Raw genomic sequence first — 21,190 nt, forward strand, 5'->3', positions numbered from 1 at the left:
AAAGAGACAATCGAGTAAAAAGGGGTTTGGAGGCTTTTACATGCAAAAGGCTTTATCATTTTTAAAACCACATTCATTCCTGGTGGGAATTGCCCTGGTTCTCATGCTGACGGAGCTTGCGGTTGAACTGGTGCAGCCTCTATTGATCGCAAAAATCATCGACGATGGGATATTGAAGCAAGATCTCCGGCATGTGTGGACATGGGGCGCGGTCATGATTGGACTGACCGTGTTATCATTTGCGGGGGGAATGCTGAATTCCTTTTATGCCGCCCATGTCAGCCAAAGCTTTTCCTATGATACGAGAAAAGGGCTTTTTCAAAAAATCCAGTCCTTCTCCTATTCGACATTTGGACAGTTTTCGTCCTCTTCTTATATCACAAGGCTGACAAACGATGTCACACAGGTTCAAAATATGATTTTTATGAGTTTGCGGTTTATGCTGCGGGCTCCGTTAATGATTGCAGGCGGCATTGTGCTGTCGCTGGCCGTTAATGTGAAGCTCGGCTTTTTTCTGCTTGTGACCATTCCGATCTTGATCTTGTTTTTGCTATGGGTATTAAAGAAAGGCGGGGCGCTGTTCCGCTCAGTGCAGAAACGGCTGGATCAGGTGAACACCGTCATGCAGGAAAACTTAACCGCAATCAAGCTGATCAAAGCGCTGCTTCGCGGCAGCCACGAGGTCAAAAGATTTATCAAAGCCAACACAAGGCTGATGGAAAAAACAGTTTCAGCATTTCAGCTTGTGGAATTCACGATGCCTGTGCTGATGCTGCTGATGAACCTCTGCATTCTTTTGATTTTGTGGGCAGGGGCCCACAGTATCACGAGCGGAAGCACTCAGGTCGGTGATGTTGTCGCGATTATTAACTACGCAACACGAATTACGGGCGCGCTTTCGATGTTTCCGTTTTTGATTATGATTTTCACCCGGGCTAAAGCTTCTGGAGATAGAATCGGCGAGGTGCTTGAAACGGAGGGCGACGAAGGAGAGGAAGGGATCATAACTGATCGTTTGTCGGGACGGATTGTGTTTCAGCATGTATCCTTCCGTTATCCTGACATGGACAGAGAAGCGCTGCGAGATGTTTCATTTTCCGTAAATCCAAGGGAAACAATCGCGATTCTCGGTGCGACGGGAGCGGGCAAATCCACGCTCTTTCAGCTCATTCCGCGGCTTTATCAGCCGGATTCAGGCAGCATTTACATAGATGAAAAGCCGATTCGTGATGTTCCGGCCGAGGGGCTTCGCAAGCAAATTGGATATGTACCGCAGGAAGTGCTCCTGTTTTCCGGCACAATCAAAGAAAATATCGCTTGGGGCAAAGAAAATGCTTCACTTGATGAAATAATGGAAGCGGCCAAACATGCGCAGATTCATGAAACGATTATGAAGCTCCCGAATGGATATGACACTGTATTGGGACAAAGAGGCGTCAACCTGTCCGGCGGCCAGAAGCAGCGGATTTCCATTGCGCGGGCGCTGATCCGAAAGCCGGCCATCCTTCTTTTAGATGACAGCACAAGCGCACTCGACCTGCAAACGGAGGCAAAGCTGCTTGAGGCGATCAGCACCTATGAGTGCACAACTTTGATCATTACGCAAAAAATGACCACGGCGATGAAAGCTGATGAGATTTTGCTGCTTGAGGATGGCGAACTGATTGAAAAAGGCACGCACAGTGAGCTGCTTTCTGAATCTCAGTTATACAAGCGCATTTACGAGTCGCAATTCGGAAGGGAGGGGAGTGAGTCGTGCTAAAAGACATCCGCAAGCCTTTCCAATATCCTAAACTGCCAATCGACAAAAAAGAAAGCGCGAAAAAGCGGACGAAAGCAAAGGATGCAAAAGGCACACTGAAGCGAATCTGGTTTTACTTGGCTGAACGAAAAGGACTGCTCATCCTTGTCATGCTGATGGTTGTCATCAGCGCGATATTCGGGCTCCTCGGCCCCTTTGTGATCGGAAAGGCCATCGACCATTTCATTGTCGGGCGAACGGTAAGCGGACTGGTTCCCGTTTTGCTTCTTCTGCTTGTCATTTATGTAATTCAGTCCCTGTCACTCTGGTTTCAAAACTATTGGATGATTACGATTTCCCAAGGCACTGTTTTCAGAATGAGAAGCGAGTTGTTTACCCATCTGCATGAGCTGCCGATTCCGTTTTTTGATAAACAGCGGCACGGCGAGCTGATGAGCCGGGTGACAAATGACATCGAAAATGTCAGCTCGACCTTAAACACGTCAGTCATTCAAATATTGTCAAGCGTCATCACCTTTGTCGGGACGGTTGCGGTCATGCTGTACTTGAGCCCGCTCCTTACAGTGATTACCCTGACCATCATTCCGGTGATGGCTGTGAGCCTGAAATGGATCACCAACCGGACGGGAAAGCTGTTTAAAGAACAGCAGAAAAACCTTGGTGAGCTGAATGGATATATTGAGGAATCCGTTTCCGGCGCAAAGGTCATCAAAGCCTATTCGCGTGAAAAGCAAATCACAGCCGAATTTCTCGAAAAAAACGCCGCACTCAAGACGTCGGGCTTCTGGGCACAGACGATTTCCGGGTTTATCCCGAAAGTCATGAACTCTTTGAATAACCTAAGCTTTACGATGATTGCGGCAATCGGCGGTCTGTTCGCGCTGAAAGGCTGGATCTCGATCGGCTCCATCGTCGTCTTTGCCGAGTATTCAAGGCAATTCACACGCCCTTTAAACGATCTGGCTAACCAGTTTAATACAATGCTGTCCGCCATTGCCGGTGCTGAACGGGTGTTTGACGTGCTTGATGAAAAAGAAGAGCGCGAGGATGAAAAGAACGCCGTTCATCAGCCGTTCCAAACAGGCAGTATTGAATTCCGGGATGTGTCCTTCGGTTACGATGAAGGGCAGCAGACACTGCAGCATTTACAGTTTACCGTGCCTGCCGGACAGTCCATCGCGTTTGTCGGCCCGACGGGAGCGGGGAAAACAACCGTCACGAACCTGCTCGCCCGTTTTTACGAACCTAATGAGGGAAGGATTTTAATCGACCGTACAGATATTAAAACCCTTACTAGAGCAAGCCTTAGGAAAAACATGGGGTTTGTGCTTCAGGATTCGTTCTTGTTTCAGGGAACGATCAGAGAAAATATTCGCTACGGCAGGCTCGATGCTTCTGATCAGGAAGTCGAAGCCGCTGCAAAAACAGCGAACGCCCATAGCTTTATTGAAAGGCTGCCAAAAGGATACGAAACCGTGTTGACGCAAAACGGATCAGGCATCAGCCAAGGACAAAAACAATTGATTTCTATAGCGAGGGCGGTGCTTGCCGACCCGGTTCTTCTCATATTGGATGAAGCGACAAGCAACATTGATACCGTAACAGAAGTCAACATTCAAGAAGCGCTCGCCCGTTTAATGGAGGGGAGAACAAGCGTCATCATTGCCCACAGGCTGAATACCATTCAAAGAGCGGATCAGATTGTGGTGCTAAAAGACGGCGAAATGATTGAAAAAGGCAGCCATAGCGAGCTGCTTCGGCAAAAAGGATTTTACAGTGACTTATATGAAAGCCAATTTGAGAAATAGACCTTTGTCCTGCACAAAGGTCTTTTTTGTTACAGTTTTATAGTTCTTTTATTTCATTTTTGTAAAATGTAACGAAATTACTTGACGTAAATAAGTTATGTATATATACTAACTTACATTAAGTAACTGATAACATTTATCAAGGAGGATAAAATGAATAAATCATTTGAAATTGGCACATTACTTTTAAGAGTTATGACAGGTATTATCTTTTTTGTTCACGGTTTATCAAAGTTTCAGGGAATGGAGGGCACCATCCAATTTTTCGGCAGCATAGGCCTTCCAAGCTTTATGGCGTATGTCATCGCAGCAATTGAACTCGTTGGCGGCGTGCTCGTCTTCTTCGGATTGGCTACACGTATTGTCGGTGTTCTGTTTGCGCTCACGCTGATCGGAGCCATCATCACAGTCAAGCTGAAAGCGCCTTTCATGGGCAATGCAGAATTTGATTACCTTCTGCTTTTGACATCCATCCACCTGGCGCTTTCAGGAAGCCGTTTCTTGGCACTGGATCCATTTGTGTTTAAAGGAAAAAAGAGCGAAAACGTAGCAGCATAAGAAAAGAGGCATTCAGCATGACCAGCATTCATGATGATACAAATATTGGCTATGTCAAACTCACAATCCGCAGTCTCGAGCGTTCTCTTCAGTTCTACTGTACCGTCATCGGCTTTCAAGTCTTACAAAAGACGGATCGGCAAGCTGAATTAACGGCTGATGGAAAACGAGTACTGCTTATTCTTGAAGAAAATCCGAGCGCCGTCGTCTTGCCTGAACGGTCTGTTACGGGCCTATATCACTTTGCAATTCTTCTTCCGAACAGAAAAGAACTTGGTATCGCGCTTGCCCGGCTGATTGAATATAGCATTGCGATCGGACAAGGGGATCATGCAGTCAGCGAAGCACTCTACCTGTCTGATCCTGATGGGAACGGCATTGAAATGTACGCTGACCGCCCCCGCAGCACGTGGCAGCGTGATCGTGAAGGAAACTACGTCATGAGGACAGCCGCTGTTGACATCGAAGGTCTATTGGAAGAAGCCGGAGATGAGCGGAAAACAGCGCTTCCGGACGATACCATCATCGGACACATTCATTTGCATGTCAGTGATTTGAACGAAGCAAAAGCGTTTTATACAGATGTGCTGGGCTTTGATATTGTCGGAAACTATGCTGGCATGTCCGCCCTCTTCGTTTCAGCAGGAGGCTACCACCATCATATCGGCTTAAACATTTGGGCGGGAAGAAACGCGCCGCCTAAACCGACAAATGCCAGTGGATTAGACGATTACACTGTTGTCTTGCCTCATCAAGAGGAACTGGATCGAGTGGCAGACCGAGTCAAACATGCCGGATATTCGATCGAAGAAACGGAAAACAGCTTCCGTGTGAAAGATCCTGTTTCCGGCGTCCAAATTATGTTTGTTAGTTAACTGTAATCTCCTTGCCGAAAAAACGGCAGGGGGATTTTTTGATTTCCAGAAACTCCTGTCAAAAATACCTTGAGGCAGGTATGATAAGAAGGGAATTGGGTAACGGGAGTGATGAGCGTGAAGGCTCTGTTTTTGACGAGAATGTTCACCCTGATGGTGAGCTGTTTGATGTATCTGTCCATTGTGAAAGAGAATAACTGGTTTGAATATGCATTTATATCAGCAGGTGCTGCCGTGTATGCAGCCAATCATTTATTACAGAAGCCAGAGACAAATGCCGTTTGGTTTTGTTTAATTGATATCGCGGTCGGCTTTTCGTTCGGATTTATCTTTCCCGGCACAGGTTTATTCATTATCATGCTCTGTCCGGTTGCAGTCGCCTTTTTTCTGTGCGGGTTTCATAAAAGAATCGCTTGGTCTGTCTTATGTCTATGCTCTATTTTGTTTTTGATCGTCCTCATCCGTACATATTTGATGTTCGGCAATGAATCTGTCATCGATCATTTGTCGAGCATGACATTCGTCGTCTTCTGCGGAGTCGTCGGCAAATTAATCCGCAAGCTGCTGGATGCGCAGGAAACGGCAAAACAGCAGTATCAGGAATTGACGGAATCCCATCTGGCGCTGTCTGCTGCGCACCAGGAGCTGCATTTATATGCGAAGCAGGTTGAAGAGCTGACTGCCATTTACGAGCGGAACAGAATGGCAAGGGAAATCCATGATACAGTGGGGCATAAAATGACGGCGCTGCTCGTCCAGCTGCAGCTTCTGCGTGAATGGCAAAAAAGAGACGGCCAAAAAGCTGAGGAGACGGTCGGGGTATGTGAAACGCTTGCCCGTGAAGCGCTTGATGATGTCCGCTTATCAGTGCGCACTCTGCAAACGGAAAATGCTCCTTCGGTCATCGATTCACTAAAACAGCTGACAGAAGACTTTTACAAAAATGCGGGCGTCACAACCGAATTTGAGGTCAGCGGTGATCCGGCGACGATCCCGCTGTCTCTTCATCCGACTCTGGTCAGGACGGTGCAGGAAGCTCTCACCAATGCCAAACGGCATGGCGGCGCCACAGCCTGTTCGATCCAGCTTGCCTGCACCACAGACAGCATCAGCCTTGTCATTAAGGATGACGGAAAAGGAAATCCCGAGGCGGTACTCGGCTTTGGCCTTTTGAATATGAAAAAACGGACAGCGGAGCATGGCGGAATGATCCGCTTTGAGAGCGAACGGGATCAAGGATTTACTGTAATCGCGGAATTTTCACTTGCCAATAAAAAATGGAGTTTCGGGCCCGCGCAGCAAAAGGAGAGTTTATCATGATTAAGATCATCATTACCGACGATCAGGATATCGTCAGAGAAGGCCTGGCATCGCTGCTTCAGCTTAGAGAAGAGCTTGAGGTGATCGCAACAGCGCGAAACGGGCAGGAAGCCTTCGAAAAGGCGAAAGAATTTGAGCCGGATATTGTGTTAATGGACATCCGAATGCCGGTGTCCAACGGAGTTGAAGGGACAAAACTGATTACAAGCTCGCTGCCCGGCGTAAAGGTTTTGATGCTGACAACCTTCAAGGATTCAGAGCTGATTGCAGAAGCGCTAGAAGAAGGAGCGAGCGGGTACCTGCTGAAGGACATGTCAGCCGATACGATTGTCAAAGCGGTGATGACCGTTCAATCTGGCGGAATGGTGCTTCCCCCGGAACTGACTGCCCAGATGCTGAATGAATGGAAGCGCGAAAAACAGCTGAAAGGAATAAACGAGACAGATAAACCTAAGGAGTTGCTCGACCTGACCGAGCGCGAATTGGAAGTTCTGGCTGAGCTGGGGTACGGGCTGAATAACAAAGAAATTGCCGAAAAGCTGTACATTACAGAAGGCACAGTGAAAAATCACGTGTCGAACATTATCAGCAAGCTATCTGTCAGAGACAGAACCCAGGCCGCTATCTATTCGGTCAGACATGGTGTATCTGACTTTTGACATATGACATTCAGCATATGCGTTTCTCTGAAAAGGCCTGCAATAGGCCTTTTTTTCATGCCTTACATTCTATCTGCCGCTACATGCCGCACGCCTTGCTTTTTTCTACAATGACAATGGGTATAAAAAAGGAGTGAAACGACGTGCTGCAAGCAGAAAACATCAAAAAGGCCTATGGAAAAAAAATAATCGTGAAAGGCATCTCTTTTTCCCTCCAAAAAGGGGAGTCGTTCGGGCTGCTCGGGCCGAACGGTGCGGGGAAGTCCACAACCATCTCGATGATTTCCGGCCTCATACCGCATGACAGCGGGAATATCACAGTGGGCGGCTATATAATTGGCAAAGAAACCACCAAAGCGAAACAAAAAATCGGCGTTGTGCCGCAGGAAATTGCTTTATATCCGACGCTGACGGCCCATGAGAATCTTATGTTTTGGGGGAAAATGTACGGACTAACGCACGGCGAGGCTAAAAAAAGGTCGGCAGAGGTCCTTGATTATGTCGGCCTGACTGAGCGGGCCAAAGATAAAATTGAAACATTCTCAGGCGGAATGAAACGGAGAATCAACATCGGTGCCGCCTTAATGCACAAGCCTGAGCTGCTGATCATGGATGAACCGACTGTCGGCATCGATCCTCAATCGAGAAATCATATTTTAGAAACGGTGAAACAGCTCAATGAAACGGGCATGACGGTGATCTATACGAGTCATTACATGGAAGAGGTCGAGTATTTATGCGACCGGATCGGCATTATTGATCAGGGAGAAATGATTGCGATCGGCACAAAAAGCGATTTATGCACCCGCCTTGGAGGCGATACCATCATTCAGCTCACTGTCAGCGGGCTCGATGAAGCATTTCTTTTTGCGATCCGTTCTCTGGCCCATGTGAATGATGTGACCGTACATGAGTCAGGACTCAAAATTGACATTTCTGCGGCCCGCCATGAGAAAGTCGTCACCGGTCTGCTTGCGGAGGCCGCTGCCCATCATATCAACCTGCTGTCTCTTCAAGTGCAGGAACCAAATCTGGAGCGCCTGTTTCTGAATCTGACCGGCCGCACGTTGCGGGATTAGGAGGAACGGCTATGAAAAAAAGCATGTGGATCGCATGGAAAGATCTCAAAATCAGAATCACGGACAGAAAAGGGTTTATGATGCTGATCTTAATGCCGCTGATCTTGACCTGTATTTTAGGGGCGGCGCTCGGATCGGTTGTTGACGGAGGCAATCAGATTGAAGACATCAAAGTCGGCTATGTCCAATCAGACCAGTCAGATGCAGCGAACATGTTTAAAACAGATGTGCTCAAAAAAATGAAGTCGATAAAGGTCACACAAGCCGGCAGCGAAAACGGGATGAAGAAACTGCTTGAAGAAAAGAAAATTGATGTCGGCATCGTCATCCCGAACGATTGGGAAGCCGGCAAAACTTCAGCTTTTGTTTATGCTGATCCTGATCAAACATTAAAAAGCTCCGTCATCGATACAGCCGCCGCATCTTTCATAGACCAATATAAAGCGGTAAAAGAAGCCGCATCAGCCTCAATGGACTACGTCAGTGAAACAGCAGCTGTCAAACAAGGAAAACTTGAACCTTCACAGCTTGCCGAAAAGCTGGTAAAGACGCTTGAAAAAGAAACGGGTGACAAGATTACTATTAAGGAACAATCAGTCGGCAGCAAGGCTGTTACCAGTTTTCAATACTATTCGGCGGCCATGCTTTGCATGTTTATGCTGTTTCATATGACAGTCGGGGCGAAATCATTTTTACAAGAAAAGGATACGGAAACGCTTGCCAGAATGCTGATGACGCCTGCGCAAACATACGCCATCCTCTTCGGAAAATGGCTCGGAACCTATCTGTTTGCCATCATACAATTTTTTATATTTCTGATTGTCACGATCAATGTATTTGGTGTGGATTGGGGCGGCAACCTGCTGTTTGTGAGTGTGCTCGGGCTTTCATACGCTGCCGCTGTATCCGGCATTTCAATGCTGCTTGCATCGTGTATCAGCGACATGAAATCGGCCGATGTGATAGGCGGCTTCGGCATTCAATTGCTTGCGGTTCTTGGCGGGTCCATGCTGCCGCTGTACCAATTTCCGGACTTCTTACAGTCTGTATCCAAAGCGGTGCCGAATCGATGGGCGCTTGACGGCTTTCTTTCTTTAATGGAAGGGGGAGGCTGGGCTGACCTTCAAAAGCCTGTGCTTCTTTTTGCGGCGATCGGCCTTTGTTCACTCGTGCTAGGTATCAGACGGCTTCATACAAGATAAGGAGGTACACCGAGATGAAAAAAATCATAGCCATTTGCGGTATTGAGCTTTCTCTTATTTTCAAGAAGCGGCAGAACTATTTGATGATGTTCGCTGCCCCGCTTTTGCTGACCTTTGTATTTGGAGGGATGCTCGGCAGCAGTGATGACAAGCTGCGCCTTGCGATCGTTGATCAGGACGACACGATTCTTTCGCAGCATTATATTCGGCAGCTGAAGGCACACGATGATATGTATACATTCGATAACATGTCTGAAAACAAAGCGTCAGAAAAGCTGAAACAAAAGAAGATTGCCGGGATCATCACCATTTCCCGCTCGTTCCAGGCACAGCTGGAAAAAGGAAAACATCCTGAGCTAATTTTCCGCCATGGCCCAGAACTGTCGGAAGCGCCGATGGCCAAACAATATGCGGAAAGCACATTGGCAAAACTCAATATTCAGGTTACCGCGGCGAAAACGGCAGCTCAGGCAGCGGGGGAGAACTGGAAGGCGGCGTATAAGACAGTTATCGCCAAAGATCATGAAGATGCGGCACCAGCCGTCAAACGAAAGACGCTCAGCGATAAAAAAGAAGGTGCGGGCGGAAGTGACACAGCCTCCAGAGCAGCCGGCTTTTCTATTTTGTTTGTCATGCTGACCATGATGGGGGCGGCGGGAACCATTTTAGAAGCAAGAAAAAACGGCGTCTGGTCCAGATTGCTTACAGCCTCTGTCAGCCGGGCGGAAATCGGTGCGGGGTATGTGCTGTCCTTCTTCGTCATTGGCTGGATTCAATTCGGCATCTTGCTTCTCGCTACCCATTGGCTGTTTGGCATCAGCTGGGGCAATCCGGCTGCGGTGATTGTGTTAGTGTCGCTTTTCCTGCTGACCGTTGTCGGCATCGGGTTGGCCATTGCGGCCAATGTCAGAACGCCGGAACAGCAGCTTGCGTTCGGCAACTTGTTCGTCATCGCAACGTGTATGGTAAGCGGAATGTATTGGCCGATAGACATTGAGCCGAAATTGATGCAGTCCGTTGCTGAATTTCTTCCGCAAAAGTGGGCGATGAGCGGGCTGACTGAGATTATCGCTAACGGTGCACACGTCACAGATATTCTCGGGATCTGCGGCATCTTGCTTGCTTTTGCGGCGGTTACCTTCGCAGCGGGGCTGAAAGCGCTCCGATCCTAAAAAACATCTGCCTTCGGGGCAGATGTTTTTTTAGGATCATTTTGCTTTTTCTGTAAGCTTCAGTCTCTGTTCCAAATGTTGTTTCACGGACGGCCAGTCACTGTCGATAATGCTGTAAAACACCGAATTACGGAATGTTCCGTCTTTTCTAATCATTTGGTTTCGCAATATGCCTTCTTTGACTGCTCCCAGCCGTTCAATCGCCTTTTGCGATCTGACATTCCGCTCATCTGTTTTAAACTGCACCCGAATCGTTTTGAGCTGTTCAAAGCAATACTGTAACAGCAAATACTTGCATTCTGTGTTGACCGAGGTGCCCCACACTGAAGGGTGCAGCCATGTCCAGCCGATCTCAAGGCTCCTTGAAGCGGATGACATATACAGAAATCGCGTCGTGCCGACGATTTTGCCAGTTTCACGATGAATCATCACGAATGGAAATTCTGCTCCGGACGCTTTCATTTGCAGCGCTTCCTCTATAAAATCCTCCATATCATGCAGTGTTGTAATCGTTTTCGGTAAATGAGCCCAGATGGTTTCATCATTTGCAGCTTCATATAAACCTTGAATATGGCTTTTGTCCATCGGCACCACCCGGATCAGTTCCCCTGTTAATTCACGCAATGTCACATTCATCGTTCGTCCCCCCGCATAAAGTATGGGAGTAGCCTGAAGGCTGCTCCCGCTAATCCTCATCTATCATCGCTAAAATCGATTCCAGCCAAGAAACGTAATTTTTCTCCCGCTCCAGCGCTTTCGTCAGCACGAGATAGTGGCCGAAGTCCGGTGAAGTAAACGACATCGTCTCCGCTGAAACCATAAGATTTTTATAGCTTTCCTGCAAATCAGACAGCTTGGCTTTGTGTTTTCGCAGCTGGTCTGTGAACAAATCAGAAGCCTCCTGCCGCGACAGGGAAGAAATGAAATAAGCCTTCAGCATAAATTCATCCTTCACCGTCTCCGGTATCGGCTGATGGCGGATCAGCCACTCATGCAGCTCCTGCTTTCCGCTGTCTGTCAGGGTGTACATCTTTTTCTCCAGCTTCGTGCCTTGAATCGTTGTGCGGAACGTGATAAACCCTTCATCCGTCAGCTTTTTGAGCTCAGGATAAATCTGGCTGTGCTTGGCGCTCCAAAATTGGCCGAGCTCCTCTTTAAAATAACTCGTAATATCATAGCCGCTCAATTCGCCTTTTCGCAAAAGCCCTAATATGGCGTATTTTAATACTCTCATGCTATCCTCCGTGTCTATGGCTGTTTCATAAAAAAGATGAGCCAGCGCTCATCTTTTTTGTTTAACTCCATACAAAATAAATTGAATCGTCCGCTCTTTTTCAAGCTCTTCATCCATTTCTTCTCCCATCAGCAAAAATCGAGTAATGATAAGTCCGATGATAGAAGAGATCGTCGTGCGGATGATGGTATCCGCCGGAAGGTCCCGCAGTTCGCCGGTGCTTTGGAAATGCTCGATAATGTGCTTGAACTTATCGTATACGTGTTCATTGAAGACCTGCTTATACACATTTCTGAATTCTTCCTGATAGAAGGCTTCCTGAATAAAAATCTTCAACACGGGGAAGTGCTTTTTAACAAATTCAAAGCGGTTGTTCAGCATTTCCCGAATGAACACCTCATAAGACGGATAATCCTGCTCAAACACTTCTTTGCTGAAGTTTTTGGCAAAAGCGGGAGCAACGACCTTTGTTACCGTCGGCATTACAATTGACAACAGCAAATCCTTTTTCGTCTTATAATGCCTGAAAATCGTCCCTTCAGCAACGCCGGCTTTTTTTGCTATTTCGCTTGTGGATGTTGAGGCAAAACCTTTTTCGGCAAACATTTCAATAGCCGCATTCAGAATGAGCCGCTGTTTTTCGCTCATTTTCATTTGTTCGCCTTCTATATACAATAATTCTTCAAGAGATTTCGCATCCATTGTTCGTACTCCTTCTGAAAGCCTGTTCCCTTTATTATAGAAAAGGCGGACAGGGAACACAACCAATCCCGCTGTTAATTTGAGATAAACGGTGTTTTTTGTGAAAAGGAATGACCCTCAATCTGCTGAACCAAAAAGGCAGCAATATCTGAATTGGTAATCCTCATTCCGGGTGAATTGAGGAAATCAACTTTTACAGCGCCTTGAGCCTGAGCTTCTGTTACAAAAGGAAGGCGGACAAGCGTCCAGTCCAATCCGCTGTCTATTACTATATGAAGCTCTTTCTTTTTGTCGGCGATCATTTGCGGATAGAGGAGGCGAAAGAGAAGCGCGCCTATTCTATAAACCAATGATTTTCGGTCGCCTTCGATATCTAACGAAGCGCCGGTCACACCGATATATCTGTCTATGTTGTATTCTTCCATGACAGTAAGGATGAGTTCTGTCACTGTACTGTATAACGGGACAGCTCTCTCAGGCTGTCCAAACGTATTGATGACGGCGCTGCATCCTTCCAGCAGCGTGCGGATGCTTTGGGGATGCTGGGCATCTCCGCGAATGACTTCTATTCTTTCATCAAGATGGGGATGCCGCTCCGGGTGCCGGACGAGCATGCGGACTTGATAGCCTTTTTCAAGAGCCTGACCGGCAATAAAGCGGCCGGCTTTACCCGTTCCGCCGATAATAGCGATTTTTTCACTTCGATTTGTCAATCAGAAAACACCTCTTTTACAGTCTTCGATATTTTTTCAAAATGAGAATGTTTAATAATGCGAATAAAATGGTGAAGCCCGCCAGTATAAGCAAATCAGACGTAATATGTGAGACGCCTTGACCTTTCATCATAATCAGCTGTAAGGCGTCGGCCCCGTAGTACAGGGGCATCACCAGCTGCAATGACTGTAGCCAGCTTGCCAGACTGTCCATCGGGAATAGACCTGAGAAAAACACCTGCGGCACGATGACGAGCGGAACAAATTGAATCAGCTGAAGTTCGTTATTGGCAAACGCGGATAAAAATGTGCCAAGTGTTAGTGCTGTCAAAGAAAGCATGACCGTTACGAGCAAAACAAGCCAGAACGATCCATCCTGGTACAATCCGAGGATTTGAACAGCATACCAAGTGATCAACAAAGATTGGAGGGTTGTAAACAATCCAAACCCTAATCCATAGCCGGCCACAATTTCCCAGCGGCGCAGAGGCGTTGAGAGAATCCGGTCAAGCGTGCCGTTCGTCCGTTCTCTTAAAAAAGAAATACCAGCGATTAAAAAGACAAAGAAGAAAATAAATAAGCCGATCAATGTCGGACCGGTATAATCAAACGTGCTCAAATCCTCTTTGCCGTACGCATAAGAGATCTCTGCCGGCTGTTTTTGCTGATTGCCTTCAGCTGTGATGATCTGAAGCAATTGTTCATTCTTAGATTGGCTGCCATCAAGTGTTACTTTCATATGCTGATCCGTGAATGAAATAAACGCGTCCATCTGGTCATCATCTATATGCTGTTTTGCATCGGCGTTTGAAAATTCCGTCACTTTGATGTCTTTTGTCTCCAGCTGCTGTGTCATTTCGTCCGGCAGATGATACCCTCCGACATGAAATGAGTCCTCCTTATGATCAAGGATGAGGTGAACCAAAGTCAAGACCAAAAGCGGAGCCAGCAGCATCAAAAGAAGTGTTCGTTTATCCCGGTAAAATTGCAGAATGATTTTTACAGCAAGTACAGCTACTCTCATGTTGGGTTTCCTCCTGAAAGAAGAAAAACATCTTCAATAGATGCTGCTTCGTATTTGTTCATCAGTTCGTTAGGCGAACCGCTGTCAATCATCCTACCATCCCTGATCAGCCCAAGCCGGTCGCATTTTTCAGCCTCGTCCATAACATGTGTCGTCACAACAATGGCGGCTCCGTTTTCTTTCAGGCGGCCGAGTTCCTCCCAGATCGCCCGGCGCAAAACGGGGTCAATCCCGACCGTCGGTTCATCAAGAGCGAAAACGTCCGGCTCGTGAACGAGTGTTATCGCAAGGGACAGCCTTCTTTTCATCCCTCCAGAAAAAGCATTCACTTTCTTGTCGGCATGTTCAGTCAAGTCGACCAAGTGAAGAACCTGATTCATCCGCTCGCGCTTTCGTTTTCCCCTCATTCCAAACAGTCCGGCAAAAAATGAAAGATTTTCCTTTGCGGTCAAATCTTCATAAAGCGCGTCAGACTGGCCCATATAACCGATACGGTGAAACATGTTCAAATTCGGCATCGGCGTTTCGCACACAGCAACTGTACCTGTTGATGGCTTCAGCATCCCGATCATCATTTTAATCAGCGTCGTTTTTCCTGATCCGGAGGGGCCCAGCAATCCAAAGATTTCGCCCTGTTTCACAGAAAAGGTGAGAGGCTCTAAAACTGTTTTGGTGCTGAATCGTTTGCTGACATCCCGCAATTCTATGATGTCCATATTAATCTGACCTCCTTATTTTTAAAAGTGAGTAATCACTCATCTATAAATTATCATGAATGGAGGAGATTGTAAAGTGAGTAATCACTCACTTCTATACTATGGAAATATGTATTTGAAACATTCTATCGTATGTGACTATGGTTTTGAAGCATGAACAAGAAACCGAGGACGCTTCCTAAAGGTTATGAAAAGACGGCTGATGCGCCCGTATATGAATCGGATAAGACGTAATGCGGATCGGGTTACCGTTAAGAAAGGCATTTTGCAATTTTGCGGGTTCGAACATGTGAATAGGACTTTGTTTTCACACGTTAAACATAGCACTCTGGATGTACAGAACAAATGGCTGGAGAGCGCCTATCAAAAAATCAGGGATATATATGGCTGCTAGTCTTTCATGCATAGAGAAAGATAAGACATCAGCCACTTTTTCAATTAGAGCAGGTGTGTTAAGGTACAACCAACGATTTCTAAAAATTTGTAATAAAGGAGCGCTGTTATGCAAATTAAAGAAATTTTTATGATCCGTTGCATTTCGTGCTTATGTGTTGTCCTGCTCCATATCATTTCAATGGTCCTGATGCTTCAGGCAGAAGCTCTCGCTAATATTTCTCACACCGTAGATTCTTTTCGCACACTCCTGATGTTCAGCACGCCTGCTTTCATTTTCATCTCTGAATTTTTGCTGGCCCGTTCTTATCCTGATGGGGTTCCGGACGGTTTTTTAAAGAAACGGGGAAAAGTGATTTTCGTTCCTTTTTTATTTATCGCGTCTATTGATGCACTGTTGATGACCAGTGCGATGGGAGGAGAGGTGACCTTTCTCGCGTTTGTGCAAAAATACCTGGCGAACGTATTGTTAGGAAACTTTATCGGATACTTTATTCTCGTTATCTTTCAGTTTTACATTCTGCATATAATTTTTCATGAGTATTTGAAAAAAGCATCGCCGAAATGGGTGCTGTCCATCTCATTTGTGGTGACAGCCGCTTATTTAAGCTATTTCTCAGCAGCCAGCCCGGCTCCTGCTTCTGAAGAGGGAGGGGCGTTTCCATTCTTCTGGGTTCCGTTCACAGGCTGGCTTTTCTACTTTTGTCTGGCCTACTATTGCGGAAAAGAGTACAAGCGTTTTTTAGCGCTGCTGAACCAATACCGCTGGGTGATATACGGCGCCGCGCTAGCTTCTGCTGCGCTGGTTGTCACTGTTTCTTATGGCGGAGAAACCGGCATGATCAGTTCGAAACGGCCTGATATTATGCTGTATTCGACAAGCGTGATTTTCCTGTGCTTTCACTTGTTTTCTAACATGAAGCATGTGCCGAAAATCGTGATGTTTATCAGCAACTATTCCTTTTCGATTTATCTGCTGCATGCCTATTTTATGATCATAGGCTATGTTTTGTTTACAAACATGCCAGGAATTCCTGCCGTACCTGCTGTTCTTCTGTTGTTTGCCGTGTGCACAGCCGGTCCGATCCTGACCTCATGGGCATTGAATAAATTCAAATACGGTTATTTATTTGTGGGGAAGGTCTATCAGCCAAAACAGAAAAAAGTAACAGTAGAAGTGGGTGATCACGCAGGGTGAAAAACACGGCAGGAGCCTCTCTCCTGCCGTGTTTTTTATTTCTCATCCACTTGCAGTACCGTTTTGAAATATAATTTTGCAGATTCAGCAAGTCCAGATACATCAGCCTTTTCCTCATCGAAATAAAGCGCGTTCTGGATGATGCCGTCATTCATATTGAGGAAAAACTTCGCAATCGTCGCCAGCGGCTGCAGAGGCTGAAATTCCCCCTGATCAATTCCTTTTTGCAATAGCTTTGAAAACCTTTCTACAAAAAGATCATACCGTTTCTCCAAATACTGCCGCCGCTCTTCATTGCGCCAAGCTGTTACCAAATATTCAAATTGCACCGGCGCCAATGTATCCGCTGCATCAAGCAGGCCATCAGCCAGTTCATCCAAGTAGCTGGAAATGGCGGCCCAAACGCTTTGGTGCTCAGCTGATTTATCAAGCTTTCGGAGCCCTTCATCAAGCCCGGCTTCAATGATGCGGCGAAACATCTCCTCAGTGCTTGAAAAATAAAGATAGACACCGCCTCGGCTAAAACCTGACTCTTCCACAACGTCTTTCATTGTCGTTAATTCGAATCCTTTTCGTTTAAAAACGGTTTTGGCAGCCTCTAAAATCTCGGCCTGCCGTTTATCCTTGTGCTCCTTTGTTACTTTCGGTGACAAGATATCGCCTGCTTTCTGCAATTTTCTTACCTACAAGTGTAATCAACCCAACCATGATCAGCAAGCAGCCGCAGACAAGAAATGCAAGTGATACACCGATCCATTCCGCCAGTACGCCCCCGCCCGCCATGCCGAGGATGGAGGCGAGGGTCGTCGCACTCTGAATGGCGCCAAACACCCTGCCGCTGTAATCGACAGGCACTGTTGTCTGCACGAGAATTTGAAAAGGAATATGGACAAGACCGAAAGCCGCTCCCATGATGAAAAAAGCGAAAATAAAAAGAGCGATGCCGGCTATTCCCATGCCGCTGAGAAATGGCACACCCCCAGCCGCTATTCCAAGCAGGAAGGTTCCAGCTGAGAAATAAAGCAAATAAGAAGTGATTCGCCGCCTGCCGGCAATTGCCGCTGTAAGGAGCATTCCGGCTCCGCTTACGGCCATGCACCAGCCTGCAAGCTCGGGAGGAGCGCCGGAAAAGGAGCGGATGAGAATGATCGCCTGCGAATCACCAATCTGCAAAACAAAGAGAACAATACAAGCGGTGAGCAAGCCTGTTAAAAGAAGCGGCACCCGTTTCATAAACTGAAGGCCTTCTTTTATAGAAGCAAGTGCCGATGTTTTTTCTTGAGGTGTATGGGCTTTTGGTAAAAAAGCATCTTTGGGGAGAAAAAACAAAATAACAGCGGATAGAAGAAAGGCGCCGGCGTTGATATAGAAAACAGAATGAATAGAGACTGTGCCGATCAGCATGCCGCCGAGGGCAGGACCGAAAATTTTAGAGCTGTTATCAATGATGCTGCTGACGGAAACGGCCTGCTGAATGTGCGCTTCTGGAGTCAATTCCTTAAGCTTCCCGTTTTTAGCAGGTGAAAAAAGTGAAGAAAAACAGCTCTGGAGGCTTAGCAATACGTAAAGCTGCCAAAGCTCACTGACATAAACGCAGCTGATAACGGTGAGGGCACGGCCGATTTCCGATAGAAACATGATCGTTTTTCTGTCAAAGCGGTCGGCAAGCAAACCTGATACCGGACCGAGTACAATGACAGGCAAAGCGAAGGACATCATCAAAAATGACATATCTAACGGTGAAGCGTGAAGCTGAAAAGCGGCTAACGTTAGCACGGCCAAAATGTGAAGCCAGTCTCCAAGTGAAGAAATGGTTTGCGAGGCTAACAGTGTCATCAGCCCTTTTTGATTACGAAACAACGGTTTTTCCATGATTCATCCTCCTGTTTACTAAAAATGACACTAGTGTCGTTTTTTATTGTATGAGAAATAATCGCAAGATACAATCTTTTTCTTGTAAAATAAAGGAGAAGATGAATCAGAAGGGAGAACGTACATGACAATAGCCAATCTAAGCTATCCAATTGGAGAATACAAACCGAGGAAATCTGTATCGAAGGAGCAAAAAGCAGAATGGATTCAAGCCCTTGAAGAAGTGCCGGCAAAACTGAAACAAGCCGTTGAAGGCATGACGGACAGCCAGCTTGACACACCGTACCGGGACGGGGGATGGACCGTTCGGCAAGTTGTTCACCATCTGGCTGACAGTCATATGAACAGCTATATTCGTTTTAAGCTGAGCTTGACGGAAGAGACACCGAACATCCGTCCATATGATGAAAAAGCGTGGTCGGAGCTAAAGGACCCGAAAACAGCTGATCTGAGCGGTTCACTCGCACTTTTGCAGGCGCTTCACGGGCGATGGGCGGCTCTTCTTCGCACCCTGACGGATCAGCAATTTCAATGTGGTTTTTATCACCCCGACACAAAAGAAATCATGACCCTGGAGAACGCACTGGGGCTGTATGTCTGGCACTCACATCATCATATCGCCCATATTACGGAGCTTTCCAAACGGATGGGGTGGTCTTAACGCTTTTGCCGGCGGAAAGCCGGAAGAGTCATAGCAGCAATCACCAGCAGTGAAATCACAGCCGCCGCCGCATATAAATGATCATAGCCGCTGGCGACACTCGCGTGAATGGCATCGCTTATCGCGGTTTTGACTTCAGGCACGGGAATGCGTTCGATTTGTGCTTGTAAAGCAGAAACATCAGAACTGTCGATTTTCGGAATCGCTTGCATCGCCGTTTCTGATTGTCCGCTATCCGATAAGCGGTTTTTGATTTCATCACCGATTTGGTCAAAACCGGCTGTGATAAAACCTGCATAAAGAGTAGGCGCCAATGTCAGTCCGATTTGCCTGACCAATGAAAGCGTGCCAAGCGCTGTGCCTTTATTCGTTTTCGCCGCCTCTGATACAAGGACGTTCAGCGGCGCGCCTAACAGAAAGCCAAAACCGATGCCTGCCGCCACACTAGCGATTACAAACTCCCATTTCTCCGTCACCCAAAGCGGAAATAAAGCAAATCCCGCACATGAAATGATTCCCGAAAGAATAACGGTTTTCACCGGACCTTTTTTGTCGGTAAGCGCTCCGCCGAGCCAAGCGCCGATTCCTGAAGCTAACGCAAGCGGTGTCATCCAATAACCTGCTTTTGCAGCAGGGACACCCAAATACTGCTCAACATATGACGGGATAAAAATGACCGCCGCCAAGAGTCCGCCAGATAACAAACCGATAATAAGCGTGCGCTGAAACATGTGGTTGCGCAGCAGAGAATACGCCAAAATCGGATCGCCCCCGCGCATTTCAACCCGCCTTTCAAACAAGATAAGCCCTGCAAAACAAAGAATGCCAAAACCAATACATCCATAAACCTCTAGATCTCCCAAGCTGTTTAAGAGATTTGCCCCGTCAAGATTCGTCATACCGTACATCACAGCTAAAATCGACAGGGATAGAAGGAGGATTCCCGCCGTATCAAGGCGTTTAGCTTCAGGCGCTTTTGTTTCTGCAATAAAACATGCACCGAAAACAACCAATAACACGGCAATCGGCAGATTAATCAAAAACAGCCAATGCCAAGATCCGGTCCAGTCAAGCAGAAAGCTTCCGATATTCGGCCCGAGCACAGCGGCCATCCCGTTCATCGCGCCAAGCAGCCCAAGCGCCTTCCCCTGTTTTTCTTTTGGAAGAGTAGCGAGAATGTGTGAGCTGCCGATAATGAAAATCCCGCCGCCCCCAAGCGCCTGAATCAGCCGTGAGATCAGAAAGAGCGGGAAGCTTTGGCTCAAAGCAACAAGCAAAGAACCAAGTCCGAACAGGCAAACCTCAATGAGAAAGAGTTTCTTTCTGCCGTAGCGATCGGAAAGCTTTCCGACGATTGGCACACTGACGCTAAGGCCGAGCGTATAAAGGGTAATGCCCCACGACCCCCAGGAAGGAGAAACGGCAAACGACTCGTTTATCGTTGTTAAAGCCGCCGAAATAATTCCGTTATCCAGCGCAGCCATAAACACACCGATGGTAAACAGGCTGATCGCCCACTTTTGGCTTTTCTGCTCTACCGATGCTTCAGACATATTCATCAACCCCTTTTTGTTCACTTTGAATATATTATTCATTCATAATGAACTAAATGTCAAATAAAAAAAGCCTGCTTCCGCGGTTTGCGGAGGACAGACTTAAAAATTTATTCTTTTTTCACTTTCTCTAACGCTTTTGAAAGGATAGAAAGCCCTTCGGAAACAGCCCGCTTTTCTTCAGGAGACAGCAGTTCAAGGGAACGCTTTAATTTCAGGTGGCCCTTTTCATAAAGACCACGAAAAATATTTTTTGCATTCTCAGTCAACTGAACAACCACTGAGCGGCGATCCTCTTCAGAATGTGAGCGTTTGACAAACCCTGATTTCTCAAGGCGGTCAAGCAGCCCTGTTGTATTGGACAGGGAAGCCCCCATTTTTTCAGCAATGTCGCTTACTTTCAGTGTTCCATGGTTGTTTAATAGCATCAGCACTTTCATTTGCGGCATGCTCATATCCAGCTTCATCCACTCGGACACGTCACCGAGCCCGGCAGAGGTTAAGACTTTCATATAAAGCACCCATATTTCCCGTTCCTCAGATGAAAGAATGTTTTCGTTTAATACCGTTGTATCATGTAAATTATATTCCATTTCATCACTTCCTCATCATTCGCTCCTCTTACCATATTACTCGATTTTCACTCTCGAAAGAAAGTGAGCAGAAACCGCATGCGGGACTTTGTCCGA

21 protein-coding genes are annotated in these 21,190 nt (G+C 46.9%); 11 read left to right on the forward strand and 10 right to left on the reverse strand.

Annotated features, from left to right (window positions below):
- Positions 1-40: 40 nt before the first annotated feature.
- The 9 genes from ABZM97_RS04560 to ABZM97_RS04600 all read left to right on the forward strand — a co-directional run bounded on the left by ABZM97_RS04560 (position 41) and on the right by ABZM97_RS04600 (position 10,435).
- Positions 41-1,762: an ABC transporter ATP-binding protein gene (locus ABZM97_RS04560; protein ID WP_333516695.1), complete on the forward strand. Its 1,722-nt coding sequence runs from the start codon at positions 41-43 to the stop codon at positions 1,760-1,762.
- The gene (locus ABZM97_RS04565; RefSeq protein ID WP_087992586.1) at positions 1,756-3,570 is read left to right on the forward strand and encodes an ABC transporter ATP-binding protein; all 1,815 of its coding nucleotides are present in this window, start codon (positions 1,756-1,758) and stop codon (positions 3,568-3,570) included. The genes ABZM97_RS04560 and ABZM97_RS04565 overlap by 7 nt, the downstream gene beginning before the upstream one ends.
- A 153-nt stretch (positions 3,571-3,723) precedes the next feature.
- Positions 3,724-4,128, forward strand: a complete 405-nt coding sequence (gene catD, locus ABZM97_RS04570) for a DoxX family oxidoreductase CatD (protein WP_148963640.1) — start codon at positions 3,724-3,726, stop codon at positions 4,126-4,128.
- 17 nt (positions 4,129-4,145) lie between these two features.
- Positions 4,146-5,003, forward strand: a complete 858-nt coding sequence (locus tag ABZM97_RS04575) for a VOC family protein (RefSeq protein WP_333516694.1) — start codon at positions 4,146-4,148, stop codon at positions 5,001-5,003.
- Positions 5,004-5,120: 117 nt separating this feature from the next.
- On the forward strand, positions 5,121-6,323 hold the full coding sequence (locus tag ABZM97_RS04580; protein ID WP_333516693.1) for a sensor histidine kinase: 1,203 nt from the start codon (positions 5,121-5,123) through the stop codon (positions 6,321-6,323).
- Positions 6,320-6,982: a two-component system response regulator LnrK gene (gene lnrK / locus ABZM97_RS04585; protein WP_148963643.1), complete on the forward strand. Its 663-nt coding sequence runs from the start codon at positions 6,320-6,322 to the stop codon at positions 6,980-6,982. Before ABZM97_RS04580 ends, lnrK begins: the two co-directional genes overlap by 4 nt.
- A gap of 143 nt (positions 6,983-7,125) precedes the next feature.
- Positions 7,126-8,061: an ABC transporter ATP-binding protein gene (locus tag ABZM97_RS04590; protein ID WP_333516692.1), complete on the forward strand. Its 936-nt coding sequence runs from the start codon at positions 7,126-7,128 to the stop codon at positions 8,059-8,061.
- 11 nt (positions 8,062-8,072) lie between these two features.
- Positions 8,073-9,263, forward strand: coding sequence for an ABC transporter permease (locus tag ABZM97_RS04595; RefSeq protein WP_333516691.1), 1,191 nt, complete (start codon positions 8,073-8,075; stop codon positions 9,261-9,263).
- A gap of 14 nt (positions 9,264-9,277) precedes the next feature.
- A complete protein-coding gene (locus tag ABZM97_RS04600; protein ID WP_333516690.1) occupies positions 9,278-10,435 on the forward strand; it encodes an ABC transporter permease in 1,158 nt (385 codons plus the stop codon).
- A gap of 36 nt (positions 10,436-10,471) precedes the next feature.
- Here the strand turns inward: ABZM97_RS04600 and ABZM97_RS04605 are convergent, their stop codons facing one another.
- The 6 genes from ABZM97_RS04605 to ABZM97_RS04630 form a co-directional block, all read right to left on the reverse strand.
- The gene (locus ABZM97_RS04605; protein ID WP_202328269.1) at positions 10,472-11,071 is read right to left on the reverse strand and encodes a GNAT family N-acetyltransferase; all 600 of its coding nucleotides are present in this window, start codon (positions 11,069-11,071) and stop codon (positions 10,472-10,474) included.
- A gap of 49 nt (positions 11,072-11,120) precedes the next feature.
- A complete protein-coding gene (locus ABZM97_RS04610; RefSeq protein ID WP_333516689.1) occupies positions 11,121-11,669 on the reverse strand; it encodes a PadR family transcriptional regulator in 549 nt (182 codons plus the stop codon).
- Positions 11,670-11,717: 48 nt separating this feature from the next.
- Positions 11,718-12,371, reverse strand: a complete 654-nt coding sequence (locus ABZM97_RS04615; RefSeq protein WP_087992595.1) for a TetR/AcrR family transcriptional regulator — start codon at positions 12,369-12,371, stop codon at positions 11,718-11,720.
- A gap of 74 nt (positions 12,372-12,445) precedes the next feature.
- Positions 12,446-13,084, reverse strand: a complete 639-nt coding sequence (locus tag ABZM97_RS04620) for an NAD(P)-dependent oxidoreductase (protein WP_087992596.1) — start codon at positions 13,082-13,084, stop codon at positions 12,446-12,448.
- A gap of 16 nt (positions 13,085-13,100) precedes the next feature.
- Positions 13,101-14,108 (reverse strand): ABC transporter permease, encoded by a 1,008-nt coding sequence (locus tag ABZM97_RS04625; protein WP_289346715.1) that lies wholly within the window; start codon positions 14,106-14,108, stop codon positions 13,101-13,103.
- Complete coding sequence (locus ABZM97_RS04630; RefSeq protein WP_367387277.1) at positions 14,105-14,824, reverse strand: ABC transporter ATP-binding protein; 720 nt, start codon at positions 14,822-14,824, stop codon at positions 14,105-14,107. Before ABZM97_RS04630 ends, ABZM97_RS04625 begins: the two co-directional genes overlap by 4 nt.
- Before the next feature lie 502 nt (positions 14,825-15,326).
- On the opposite strand from ABZM97_RS04630, the gene ABZM97_RS04635 reads away from it, so the two are divergent.
- Positions 15,327-16,415, forward strand: a complete 1,089-nt coding sequence (locus ABZM97_RS04635; protein WP_202328265.1) for an acyltransferase family protein — start codon at positions 15,327-15,329, stop codon at positions 16,413-16,415.
- Positions 16,416-16,450: 35 nt separating this feature from the next.
- Here the strand turns inward: ABZM97_RS04635 and ABZM97_RS04640 are convergent, their stop codons facing one another.
- The gene (locus tag ABZM97_RS04640; protein ID WP_087992600.1) at positions 16,451-17,068 is read right to left on the reverse strand and encodes a TetR family transcriptional regulator; all 618 of its coding nucleotides are present in this window, start codon (positions 17,066-17,068) and stop codon (positions 16,451-16,453) included.
- Positions 17,034-18,287, reverse strand: a complete 1,254-nt coding sequence (locus ABZM97_RS04645) for an MFS transporter (protein ID WP_367387278.1) — start codon at positions 18,285-18,287, stop codon at positions 17,034-17,036. The genes ABZM97_RS04640 and ABZM97_RS04645 overlap by 35 nt, the downstream gene beginning before the upstream one ends.
- Positions 18,288-18,411: 124 nt before the next feature.
- Here ABZM97_RS04645 and bstA point away from each other — a divergent pair, with 124 nt between their 5' ends.
- Positions 18,412-18,948 (forward strand): bacillithiol transferase BstA, encoded by a 537-nt coding sequence (bstA, locus tag ABZM97_RS04650; protein ID WP_367387279.1) that lies wholly within the window; start codon positions 18,412-18,414, stop codon positions 18,946-18,948.
- Here the strand turns inward: bstA and ABZM97_RS04655 are convergent.
- Both ABZM97_RS04655 and ABZM97_RS04660 read right to left on the reverse strand, forming a co-directional pair.
- A complete protein-coding gene (locus ABZM97_RS04655; protein WP_367387280.1) occupies positions 18,945-20,501 on the reverse strand; it encodes an MFS transporter in 1,557 nt (518 codons plus the stop codon). The genes bstA and ABZM97_RS04655 overlap by 4 nt on opposite strands.
- Before the next feature lie 110 nt (positions 20,502-20,611).
- A complete protein-coding gene (locus ABZM97_RS04660; RefSeq protein ID WP_087992603.1) occupies positions 20,612-21,094 on the reverse strand; it encodes a MarR family transcriptional regulator in 483 nt (160 codons plus the stop codon).
- Positions 21,095-21,190 lie beyond the last annotated feature (96 nt).

The organism is Bacillus vallismortis (assembly GCF_040784915.1).
Taxonomy (GTDB): domain Bacteria; phylum Bacillota; class Bacilli; order Bacillales; family Bacillaceae; genus Bacillus; species Bacillus subtilis_G.